This window comes from Chloroflexota bacterium (genome assembly GCA_026710945.1).
Taxonomy (GTDB): Bacteria; Chloroflexota; UBA11872; order VXOZ01; family VXOZ01; genus VXOZ01.
Genome location: JAPOQA010000030.1, coordinates 1 through 11,466, shown reverse-complemented (window position 1 = coordinate 11,466; position 11,466 = coordinate 1). Strand labels below are relative to the sequence as shown.

The window sequence follows — 11,466 nt, the reverse complement described above, 5'->3', positions numbered from 1 at the left end:
GTCCCCTGTCGCGCCGCTTGTTTTTTGGGCTGTGCAACGGGGGGCGGCGGGGGGCCCCCCCCCCCCCCCCCCGACTGTTGTCAATGCGTTGCGCGGGGGCTTGTCCACCGCTCCGTGGCGCTGTTATCACTGCGTAGCGCGGGGGCTTATCTCCCGCTCCGCGGCGCTGTTGGCACCGTGTAGCGCGGGGGCTTGTCCCCCGCTCCGCGGCGCTGTTGGCAGAGCGTAGCGCGGGGGCTTGTCCCCCGCTCCGTGACGCTGTTGGCAGTACGTAGCGCGGGGGCTTGCCCCCGCTCCGTGGCACTGTTGGCAATGTGCAGCGCGGGGGCTTGTCCCCCGCTCCGCGGCGCAAAGCGCGGCACAAATTCACGCAAGGTGCTTAGTGTCCAGGCAAATGCCGATAGTGTAGGGTTCGACATAGTTTGCGCACTGCGCACAAGAAGGGGGTTCCAATATGGACGCTCGGAGCATAACAGTACGCGGTCTTCGTCGCCGCGACCTTTTGCAGTATTCAGTCATTTCCGCAGGGGCGATCGGGCTCGCCGCCTGCGGCACGGTGACCACTGCTCCTGCTTCAGCGCCGGAGCAAGAAGCCGAAGCAGAGGAATCCGCAAAGGCCGAGGAAGCGCCCAAAGAAGCGGAACCGGTCACCATCCAGTACTACACGGCGCTCAACGACCGCCAGCAGGAGCTCTATCCCACCATGGTCGTGGATGAGTTTCAAGCCGCGTTCCCCGGCATTCAGGTCGAGACAGTGCTCCGCGAAGGGCCCTTTTACGATAAGCTCCACGCGCTCGTCGCCGCCGGTGAGCCGCCGGACACCTCATGGTTCTCATACCCAGAGGCGTATCTGCGCGGCGTCTTCACCCACGTAACCGACTATGTGAAGCGTGACAATTACGACATCAGCGTCTTTCCCGCTGGCGCCATGAAGACCCTCGCCATGTGGCAGGGCGACGTGCTCGGTCTGCCCAACCAGTCGGGCGGCTCGTGGCCGGTGATGCCGTACAACAAGGAAATTCTGGCCAGTGAAGGCATCAGCGATCCGCCGCTCACGTGGACGGACGATAGCTGGAACGCCGAAGCCTGGCTGGAAGCCTTGCAGAAGGTCGCGAAGTGGGAAGGCGACAACCCCACTCGCTTCGGCATCAACGGCATCGGCGCGGGCGTGATGGTCTACTGGGGTCCCATGTGGGCCGGCAGTTGGGTGAGTGAAGACCTCAAGTCGGTCACGTGCGATAGCGAGGAGATGATTGCGGGCATCCAGTACATTACGGATCTCGTGGCGCGCTATCGCGTCATGGACAAGCCCGGCCAACTGAACGAAGTCTTCGGCACCGGCAACGCCCGCGACCTCTTCTTCGACGGCAAGCTGGCGTTCTTCCGCACTTCCGGCGGCCAGACCTTTGCCGTCGCCGAGGCCGTGAAGGACGGCAAGCCCTACGGATTCGCGCCCATTCCCAAGTTTGGCATTGTCGGTTCGGGTCAAGCCGTCGACCCCAACGGCATCATCAACGGCGCCAAGCACCCCGACGAGGGCTGGGAATTCATCAAGTGGCAAGCCGATACGCCCAACTGGGCGATTACGCGCGGCAACGCGCCTTCGCGCCAAGACCACTTCGATGCCTGGGGTGAGGCGGTGTACGGCGGTTTCGCGGCGGAAGCTCGGGTTGAAGTATACCGCGAATCCCTGGCGCACGCGGTTACCATCGATCCCGTCTTCTCCTTGCCCAACTGGCGTATACCCATCTGGCGGGATATGGTCGGCCCGGCCATGACCAAGCTCTACAACGGCGAAGGCGACGTGAAGGAAACCCTGGAACAGCTCAAGGTCCAGATCGAAGGCGAGATGCCGGAGGTCGAGTAGCCGCGTTTGCGCACGTGCCAGACTTAGCTGCCGGCAAATGAATCGCAGACTAGTAGTCCAACACGATTGTATTGATGGGTAGCGTAGTCCCTTCGACAGAGCCTGTACTGAGCCTGCCGAAGTGCTCAGGACACGTTTGCAACCCCGTATCACGTACGGGGCAGGCTCTGCGCCGACTTGCCATAGCGTGGAACGAGCACACCAAACCGAGGGGCTGGGCACAGGTTACAAACCTGTGCTACCGGCGCTCCTACCCATCAATACAAAAATGTCGAACCATCAGCTAAGACGGCAAGTCCGTCTAACACATAGGAGCGTCACTGAGGATAGGGATGCGCTTGCATCCCTATCCGAGGCACTGGAAAGTGCCGGCAACGGGCTGAGAGAGGAGGCAAGCATAGCCAGAACGACGGCTACAAGAAGAGCGTTGTCTGATTCTTAACTTTTGGAGGTTAGATGTCATGACGAAACGCAATCTGCAACACGCCACACTTTTGCGCCGCGACCTGCTCATGGGTTTCGGCGGCCTCGGCGCCGCCGGAATCCTCGCCGCTTGCGGCACTGTCGCAACGGCCCCGGCCGCGCAGCCGGAACAAGCCGCCGAGGAAGAAGCCCCCGCCAAGACGGAAGAAGCGCCCGCGCCTGCGGAACGCGTCACGGTTAGTCACTACGTGGCCCTCAATGCGCGACATCTCGAACTCTATCCCACCCTCATCGAAGAACCCTTCGAGAATGACCATCCAAACATCGACCTCGAGACCATCCTCAGAGAAGGGCCATACTACGATAAATTCAACACTCTGGTGGCTGCCGGTGAGCCGCCTGACGTGATCTGGCTCGCCCAAGTGGAGGTCTTCACGCAAGGCCACATCATCGATGTTTCGCCGCTGATCAAGCGCGACAATTATGATCTCAGCATCTACCCGCAACAACTCTTCCGCGACGGCGTCATGTACGGGGAAAACGTGTTGGGTCTGCCGAACCAATCTGGCGGCAACTGGCCGGTCATGCCCTACAACAAGGAAATCCTGGCCAACGCCGGCGTCTCCGATCCGCCCGTGGAATGGGGCGACCCGAGCTGGAACGCCGAGACGTTCTTGGAAGCCCTGGTCAAGACAACCCAGCGCGAGGGCGAGAATCCGCTCCACTTCGGCATCGGCAACATCGGCCGCGGCGTGATTGCGGCGAACTGGGGGCCCTTCTGGGGCGCCCGCTGGGTAGCGGAAGACTTCAAGACCGTGGTCTGCGATTCACCGGAAATGATCGACGCCATCCGTTACCTCACCGATCTGTCGTCAAAGCACCGCGTGATGCCCGTGCCGGGCGAACTCAACGATACCTTCGGCACCGGCAACACCCGCAACAACTTCCTCAACGGCAAGCTCGCGTTCTTGCAAACCTCCGGCGGCGGCACGTTTGCCATCGCCCAAGGCGTGCAGGAAGGCAAGCCGTTTGCCTATGCGCCGCTGCCCACGTTCATGCACACGGCCTCGGCGCAGGCGCTCGACTCCAACGGCCTGATTGGCGCGAGCAAGGTGCAGGATGAGGGCTGGGAGCTCATCAAGTGGCATGCCACGCATCCCAACTGGGCCATCGGCCGCGGCAATGCGCCGGCGCGTCTCGACCACTTTGAAGTCTGGGCGCGCGAGCTCTACGGCGGCGACGTGGCCGAGAAGATCCGCGTGGAAGCCTACGCCAACTCGCTGGCAAACGCGAGCCGGTACGACGGCTTGCGGGTGCTGCCCAACTGGCGTAATCCCATATTCGACCAGATCATCACACCCGCTCTGGACGCGCTCTATCGCGGCCAAGGCGACGTGGTGGAGACGATGAACGCCCTGCGGCAGCAGATACAGGCTGAGATTCCTGAGTAGCCTAGCTGTCCGATGTGTCGCGACACGTGGCGACTGACGCATCTGCTCTTGTAGAGAGCGAGGAGCATCGCCGCAGGCGACCGACAGTAGTTCGTTTGCTAAGAGAATAGGAGGGGTACGGGGTGCCGTGCCCCTCCGTCGTAGAAAGGCGGCGCCGCATGTCTGTGTCCGTAGATCAACTCGCCATCGCCGGCGGGACGCCGGTGCGTAAAACCAAAGAGCGCCCATGGCCTTCCTGGCCTCTAGCTACCGAGGATGACATCGCCGCCGTGGCCGCCGTGCTGCGCAGCGGCAAGTGGAATCGCTGGCGCAGCGACCGCGTTGAGGCGCTGGAAGAAGCGCTCAAGGAATTCACCGGCGCGGACCATGTGGTGGCGTTGGCGAGCGGCACGGCCGGATTGGAGGTCGCACTCAAGGCGGCGGGCGTGCGGCCCGGCGACGAGGTCATTCTGCCCGCCTATACCTACATAGCTACGGCCACGGCAGTGCTGCAAGTAGGCGGTGTGCCGGTCTTTGCCGACATCATTCCCGAAACGGAAAACGTTGACCCCGCCTCGATGGAATCTCTCATCACCGACCGGACCCGCGCGCTGCTGCCAGTGCATGTTTCCGGCTTGCCCTGCGATATGGCGGCCATCACTGCGCTCGCGGCACGCCACGGCCTCCGCGTCATTGAAGACACCGCCCAAGGCATCGGCGGGACGTGGAACGGGCGCCGTCTCGGCACGATTGGGGACGCGGGCGCGTATTCGTTCCAAGCGAGCAAGAACCTACCCGGCGGCGAGGGCGGGGCCGTGGTCACCAACGACCCGGAACTCGCCGAAAGGGCGTTCAAGCTCATGCACATCAACTACGAGGTGTTGGGCTGGAACTACCGGCTTACGGCCATGACGGCAGCGTTGATTCTATCGCAACTGGAGCGCTTTCCTGATCTCCAGGCCCGCCGCCAGGCGAATGCCGACTTCCTGCGCGAAGAGCTGTCGGCGTTTCCCGGCATAGAGCCCACGCGCGTAGACCCATTCGTAACCGCAGACGGCCTCCACGGCTTGGGCGTGCGCTTTATTGGCGCTGAATTCAGTACCGGGTCTCCAGTTTCACGGAATGCATTTGTCAAAGCCCTGCACGCGGAAGGCATCCCCTGCTCCTTGGGCTACGGCGACCCAGTGCACAAACTCCCGCTCTTCCAAGAGGCCGCCACGCGTATGCGGGACCATTGCCCCGTGGCCTGCAACCATCCCGCGATGGTAAACATGGACTACACCAAGCTGCACCTGCCCAACGTGGAACGCCTGTGTGCTGAAGAGGCCCTGCGCTTCAACCAACCGCTCCTGCTTGGCACGCGTGCGGACATGCAGGATATCGTGGACGCCGTGGGTAAGATTCACGCGAATCAAGAAAACCTCGCCACTATAGCAAACTAGGTCTTTTGCCGCAGGGCAATCATTCGCTACACCCTGCCCTTCGACAGGCTCAGGGCGAACGGAGAGAGCCACCAATTACCAACTGCAAGTTGGCGTTTTCTCCAAAACTGAGTCTCGCCCTTCCTGAGGCCGGTAGCAGGTGGATGCACAGAATAGTACCGGCAGTCATCCCGTTCGCGCTGCTGAGCCTGTCAACGTCCGTCGCACACGCCCAATCAATCCGTTCGCGCTGAGCCTGTCGAAGCGCAACTCAATAGCCCGTTCGCGCTGAGCTTGTCGAAGCGCAACCCAATAGCCCGTTCGCGCCGAGCTTGTCGAAGGGAAACCCAGAGCCCGTTCGCGCTGAGCTTGTCGAAGCGCAACCCATAGCCCGTTCGCGCTGAGCCTGTCAACGTCCGTCGCACACGCCCAATCAATCCGTTCGCGCTGAGCCTGTCGATGCGCAACCCATAGCCCGTTCGCGCTGAGCCTATCGAAGCGCAACCCATAGGCCGTTCGCGCTGAGCCTGTCGAAGCGCTCTGCAGCGCGTCTCGACGCAACTTGACCTTTTATGCAACCTAGCCGCTCTTACCAGGATCTCATTGGAGGAAGGACAAAGCCATGCTTCACGCCGGTGTCGGACGCACAACCCTCACACCCCCGCTTGGCACGCCGCTCATCGGCTACGGCGGACGCGAGCAGGGCGCGGACTCCGTGCGTGACGACATCTACGCGACGTCATTGGTGCTCTCGGACGGTGCTACAACCGTAGCCCTCGTCACCTGCGACCTCTGCGCGCTGCCCATGCAGCAGGTGCGCTACGCGCAACGGCTGATCCAGGAGCGCACCGGCATCCCGCCCGAACATGTATTGCTCAACACCTCTCACGCCCACGCGGGACCACTCACAACGTACAACGAGGAAACTCCTGAGAGCCTGCGTCAAGTAGTGGTTGCGCTGCTTGACGCAATTGCGGAGTCGGTCGTCCAAGCCGCGGCGGCGCTCGTGCCGTGCCAAATTGCGGCGGGCAAAGGATCTGTGCACGCGAGCATCAACCGGCGCGCCCGCAACGGCTACAGCGATGCCTTCACGCCGGAGTTCCCCGAGGGCACGGTGGACCCGGCCCTGGACGTGGTGCGCATTGATGGGGTTGACGGTACGCCGCTGGCCGTTCTCACGAGCTACGCCTGCCATCTGGTGGCGCTGCGCCCGCCGAGCCATGCCATTTCCGCGGACTTCGTCTGCGCCCTGCGGGAGACCGTTGAGCCGGGGGTCGGCGCGCCGCTGCTCTTCGCCCAAGGCGCTGCCGGCAACCTGGTGCCTATCGGCCCTGACATGGAGATGGAAGAGCGGCTCAATCTAACCGGGCAAATGCTTGGCGCGGAAGCCCTGCGGGTGTACGCATCGCTTGGCGCGGAAGCCTCTCGCCATCTCGAATCACCTGCTGCGCCCACCGCGGACACTCCTATTTCTCACGAGCCCTGCGCAGCGCCCGGCGGGGAAGAAGTCCAGGCAAGCGAATCAACCACTTCGCCAAGCACGGAAGCACATCGGCCCAACAGTTCGCGTAGCGCGAGATCCCTCGGCGTGTCCGAACTGCCTTCATCCACCAGCGGCAAATCCAACCCACCGCCGCGTCCGGCGCTCGCCGCCGCGTCCGAGGTCCTCTTACTCGATCTCTGGACGGACCAGCCACCCCTTGCAGACGCGGGACGCTCACATCAGACGTTCCCGTACCTCACCCCGCCGCTCGTCAACGGCAAGGTGGAATGCGCCGTGCAAGCCCTGCGCATTGGCGACGTGGCGATCGTAGGTGTTGCCGGCGAAGCCTTCGTCGAAATCGGCCTGACCGTGAAAGCGCGCTCGCCCGTCCCCCACACCATCTTCCTCGGCTACACCAACGGCTGCCTGGGCTATATCCCCACCGCCGCCGCTTATCCCGCCGGCGGCTACGAGGTCCACCGTGCCCACGCGGTGTATCGCCTGCCCAATACCATAGCACCAGATAGCGCGAGTATAATCATCTCCGCCTGCCAAGAACTCCTTGCTAGAATGAGAATAAATCCCGTATACGTCCCCTAGCAAGTCATTGGCAACTAGCAGCTCTCTGCCACTCGAGTAAAGCATGCTCAATACCGTGGTAGAAAGCCTGCACACTCGCCTTTCCAGAATGGCTTGTAGTCAAGTGAAACTACTGGTTCAATTTGATGAGGAGGACTTTGGCGAAGATGAAGAACTGGAATTGGGTTTTGGCGCGGCATTAGCGCCCAGAGGCTTTCCCGATGACTCAACTTTCGCCGGCCTCAGTTTGGGGCTGGTTCCCTTTATCACGACCACTTTCTTGGTGCTCTTGCCGTCTGCCTCCATCGCAACCTCCTTGAGAATGTTTGCTTTCGCGCGATTCAATAATATCATGGACGGTTGTTGCTCCCCATCCTTGGGCAGCGTTGCCGCTATTCGTGTAATTCGGATTGTAAAAGTAAGTGTAAATCATCACTGTTTCTACATCACCTAACGCGATAAATTCAATTGTCTCAGAATGAGACTCACCCGGCTCGACAGTCAGCTCTCCCCTGCCCCAACCACGTTCCGACTCATCGATAGACGGCCACTGCAAGGCAGTGTGACAACCTCTCTCAAACACTTCGTCGTACAGTGACTCTACAAGCTCATCTGTCGTGGGCGACAGCAGCTGCAATGAGAAAGTGCCTTTCAATAATTCTATGTGCACTTTCGAACTGTTATGCAACGATGCGGTCACGGCAATTGGGACGTAGCTTTCGCCTACAGTCCTGTGCGAAACCTCGTGTGTGATTGTCAAGTGCGGCTCGGATTCTCGGAAGACCTGCCACTTGTAGGCAGCAAAAAGCCCACCGGCGACGATAGCGACAATTGTGACAAGAGCTTGGGCAATCCCAAGCATCTCCCCAGACATAGCCGTATTGGATGCAACAGTGTAAGCCACAAGAAATACTACACACAACACCGCTAAGACCGCGCCAACTGTTTTCAAAAGGCCTTTGTCCAATTTGCCCATGGGCATCTCGTTTCCCGTACCTTAGTTCTCGATTTCTATTCTGCCAGACTGTCGAATCTGATTGGCAAGTATGTGAACTCCCCTGCATTGGAAAGACTGCCCCCAGCCCCACACACCTTACCTTTATGCTACCCTAGTCAGCTGCTCGCGCTGGAGTATTTCGTCAGCGCCAGTTGCCAGAAGAGGTGGGAGAGGACCAAGAGCCCGGCGGTCATGGCAACTGCCGCGAGGGCGAAGGCAGGGCTGAGGAGGCCCATGAGGGCCTGGCTGGGGACCGTAGCGATAAAGGCCACCGGCAGCACGAACGTCAGGCCCAGGCGGAGCGCGCCGCGAAAGACGTCGGTGGGCACGCGAGAGGCCTCGATGAGATTGTAGTAGAGGTGTCCCACGTTGTTGAGGCGCCCCACGAAGAACGTCACCGAAATGATGATAAACCAGAGCGAATAGGCAATCAGGCACGCGCACACCACCATCCCGAGATAGAGCAGCGCCCCGATCCACGTCACAGGCTGCGCCAGCAGGCTGATGGCGTACCACAGCACGCCGCCGCCGATCACCACCTGCACCAGCGGGTCCCAATCGAACTTGCGGGTCGAAACGTAGAAGCGCGTGTTCACCGGCTTGCTCAGCACGAAGTCAAGCTCGCCGCGATTGATAAGGCCGGAGAGCGCGTTCATGTTCTCGCCAAAGATCGACTCCACGATGCCGTCCACGATCATCACTGTCGCTGCCAGCACGAGCATCTGCTCCACGCGCCAGCCGCCGATGGTCTGCACGTGGCCGAAGATGATTTGGATTGAGGACACGTAGACCACGGCATAGCAAATGGTCGCGATGCTCCAAACCGTGAAACTCAGCCGGTATTCCAGCGCATTCAGGAAAGAATTCTTGGCAAAGGCCAGATAGAGGCGCCCGTAGCGCTGCATAGCCTAACCTCCGTACGCGCCGTAGCGGCGCACCCCGGCGGCAAACACCCACTGCACGAACAGATAGCACACCAGCAGCCATCCCGCCTGTATGGCGAGCGCACTCAGCGCCGATAGAAAGTCAAGGCGGCCCTGCAGCAACTGCACCTGGAAGAAGTACAGGTAGCGGAACGGCAGGAAGTGCGTCACGCGCTCCCCCCCCGCCGGCATGAGGTCCAGGGGGATGATGCTCCCAGCCAGGAACATGGTAACTACCGCGTATGATTCGATAATGCCCGCCGTCTGGCCCACCCAGAACGCCAAAAGGCCCAGGGACAGCTTTAGGCAATAATTCAGCAAGAACGACAGGACCATGCTTGCCAGCAGAATCGGCGCGATTTCCCATCTGAGCGCGAAGCCGCCAAGCATCTCCTGCCCAAACAGAAGAAGAAATAGCAGCAGCATCGGCACGAGAAAGACCACCCGCACGCCCTTGAACGCGACCTCAACCGCAAGCTGCCAAAGTTGATAGGGGAACGGGCGGACAAGGTGCGCGGAAAAGGCGCCGCTGCGGATCCAATCGCCCGTATTCCACTCCAGATGCGGCGTCAGCAGGTTGCTCAATATCAAGAACATGACGTAGTAGTTCACCATGTCCTGCACGGTGTATTCACCGATTCGGTCTACGGTGCGGTACGCCGCCAGCCAAAGGGCGATCATGATGAGCGGTATAATCGCCTCGCCGATGAACCAGACGAGACTCTCGGCGCGATATATCAAGGACTCTTGCCAGGAGGCCAGGAAGACCGCGCGTAGCTTACGAAGCGACTTCAGCATGCGCGGGCCGCCCACCGGAGAAGAATTGACGGATCACCTCGTCAACCTCGGGTTCGACGATGTTGAGGTCAAGGACAGGGTAGTCCTGCAGCAGTTGGGCGGAGACCTGCGGCACGCTGCTACGGGCGATGTGCAAAGTGCTGGTGCGCGGCCGATAGGAGACCACAGCGCCAAAGGTTGCCAACGCGGATTCCGCAACCGGAGTCGCAAACGTCAAGGTGAGGAGCTTGTAGTCGGCGTAGCGGCGCACGACCGTTTCCAGGTCGCCGTCAAAGACGAGATGCCCGTGGTCGATGATGAGCACCCGGTCGCAGAGCGCTTCCACGTCGCGCATGTAGTGGCTCGTGAGGATGACCGTCGCGCCGTAGCGGGCATTGTACTCCCGCACGAAGTTGCGGATGTTTTGCTGCATCACCACGTCGAGGCCGATAGTGGGCTCGTCCAGGAAGAGCACCTGCGGCCGGTGCAGCAAGGCAGCGAGCAACTCGCACTTCATGCGCTCGCCCAGCGAGAGCTTGCGCGCCTGCACGTTGATGACCTTTTCCAGTTCCAGAATCTGCACCAACTCGTCCAGGGTGGCCCGAAACTGCGCGTCCGGTACCTCGTAAATCTCCTTATTGATAAGGAAGGTTTCCATGGGTGGCAGGTCCCACCAGACCTGATTCTTCTGTCCCATCACCAGGGCAAAGCGCCGTTGAAAAGCAGCCTGGCGCTGCCACGGCGTGTAGCCCAGCACGGAAACATCCCCGCCGGTGGGATAGAGCAGACCGGAGAGTACCTTTAGCGTGGTCGTCTTGCCCGCGCCGTTGGGCCCCAGGAAACCGACCAACTCGCCGCTCTCGATGGAAAACGAGATGTCATCCACCGCCTTCACGTCGTACGTCTTGCGCAGGACAAACGACTTAAGCGAGCCCACCAAACCGGGTTCTTTCTGGTGGACCTGATAGTACTTGGAGAGATTCTGTACTGAGATTGCAGTCACAATGGCGAAGTTTGTCTCTCTTGATGCAGTGAATCAATGTGGGGTTAGCGGCGATGCACACCGTACCGATCCAGTTTTCCAATGTGTAGAAAAGTGGGAAGGCGCATCGCAATTTCTAAGATATCCGCCGCTCCAGTTCACCCAGACGGACTCACATATGCTATTCTAGCACGTACCTTAAGCACTTCTCGGGTGAAAGGCAGCGGCTCTCCAGCCCGCCGATCTCAGTCTTAATGACGAACTTCGAATAGTTAGGCTGCCAAGTCCATTTGGCATGCGGCTGTTTATAGTTCGATGCTTCGACAGGCTCAGCACGAACGGAAAACAGGCTCGGCACAAACGGAAAATGAGTAATCCCAAATGAGAACTTTGCATAACCCCCCCCACAGCGCGGATGTCCCCTCCCCCTCGACGCGGAGCCTTTTGCGCAACTCAAGCGGTAGCGAAATAGTTCCCTCTCCCTCGACGGGAGAGGGTTAGGGTGAGGGTGGATCTCCTGAAATCTCTACATATGCACACCGATTCTGCCCTGATACATCTTGACACTGCCCAGCGTAAAGGGC

Annotated in this window: 8 protein-coding genes; 4 read left to right on the top strand and 4 right to left on the bottom strand. The window is 60.5% G+C overall.

Translation table 11 applies throughout. The annotated features are described in order from the left end of the window. The first annotated feature begins 454 nt into the window (after positions 1-454). From OXE05_06185 to OXE05_06170, 4 genes are all read left to right on the top strand, one after another. Complete coding sequence (locus tag OXE05_06185) at positions 455-1,867, top strand: extracellular solute-binding protein (GenBank protein MCY4436907.1); 1,413 nt, start codon at positions 455-457, stop codon at positions 1,865-1,867. Between the two features lie 461 nt (positions 1,868-2,328). Further along, entirely contained in the window at positions 2,329-3,741 is a 1,413-nt protein-coding gene (locus OXE05_06180; GenBank protein ID MCY4436906.1) for an extracellular solute-binding protein, read from the top strand. A 158-nt stretch (positions 3,742-3,899) separates the two neighbouring features. Continuing rightward, positions 3,900-5,162 (top strand): DegT/DnrJ/EryC1/StrS family aminotransferase, encoded by a 1,263-nt coding sequence (locus OXE05_06175; protein MCY4436905.1) that lies wholly within the window; start codon positions 3,900-3,902, stop codon positions 5,160-5,162. A 601-nt stretch (positions 5,163-5,763) separates the two neighbouring features. Further along, positions 5,764-7,224, top strand: a complete 1,461-nt coding sequence (locus OXE05_06170; GenBank protein MCY4436904.1) for a neutral/alkaline non-lysosomal ceramidase N-terminal domain-containing protein — start codon at positions 5,764-5,766, stop codon at positions 7,222-7,224. Between the two features lie 205 nt (positions 7,225-7,429). Here the strand turns inward: OXE05_06170 and OXE05_06165 are convergent, their stop codons facing one another. The 4 genes from OXE05_06165 to OXE05_06150 all read right to left on the bottom strand — a co-directional run bounded on the left by OXE05_06165 (position 7,430) and on the right by OXE05_06150 (position 10,903). Then, positions 7,430-8,179: a hypothetical protein gene (locus tag OXE05_06165; GenBank protein MCY4436903.1), complete on the bottom strand. Its 750-nt coding sequence runs from the start codon at positions 8,177-8,179 to the stop codon at positions 7,430-7,432. A gap of 137 nt (positions 8,180-8,316) precedes the next feature. After that, positions 8,317-9,105, bottom strand: coding sequence for an ABC-2 family transporter protein (locus tag OXE05_06160; protein ID MCY4436902.1), 789 nt, complete (start codon positions 9,103-9,105; stop codon positions 8,317-8,319). A gap of 3 nt (positions 9,106-9,108) precedes the next feature. Next, complete coding sequence (locus OXE05_06155) at positions 9,109-9,921, bottom strand: ABC-2 family transporter protein (GenBank protein ID MCY4436901.1); 813 nt, start codon at positions 9,919-9,921, stop codon at positions 9,109-9,111. Then, positions 9,902-10,903, bottom strand: coding sequence for an ATP-binding cassette domain-containing protein (locus OXE05_06150; GenBank protein ID MCY4436900.1), 1,002 nt, complete (start codon positions 10,901-10,903; stop codon positions 9,902-9,904). Before OXE05_06150 ends, OXE05_06155 begins: the two co-directional genes overlap by 20 nt. Between the last annotated feature and the right edge of the window lie 563 nt (positions 10,904-11,466).

Bases quoted from the DNA above. Each gene is read 5' to 3' on its own strand.
- OXE05_06185 (MCY4436907.1), top strand. From the start codon at position 455: ATGGACGCTCGGAGCATAACAGTACGCGGTCTTCGTCGCCGCGACCTT.
- OXE05_06180 (MCY4436906.1), top strand. From the start codon at position 2,329: ATGACGAAACGCAATCTGCAACACGCCACACTTTTGCGCCGCGACCTG.
- OXE05_06175 (MCY4436905.1), top strand. From the start codon at position 3,900: ATGTCTGTGTCCGTAGATCAACTCGCCATCGCCGGCGGGACGCCGGTG.
- OXE05_06170 (MCY4436904.1), top strand. From the start codon at position 5,764: ATGCTTCACGCCGGTGTCGGACGCACAACCCTCACACCCCCGCTTGGC.
- OXE05_06165 (MCY4436903.1), bottom strand. From the start codon at position 8,179: ATGGGCAAATTGGACAAAGGCCTTTTGAAAACAGTTGGCGCGGTCTTA.
- OXE05_06160 (MCY4436902.1), bottom strand. From the start codon at position 9,105: ATGCAGCGCTACGGGCGCCTCTATCTGGCCTTTGCCAAGAATTCTTTC.
- OXE05_06155 (MCY4436901.1), bottom strand. From the start codon at position 9,921: ATGCTGAAGTCGCTTCGTAAGCTACGCGCGGTCTTCCTGGCCTCCTGG.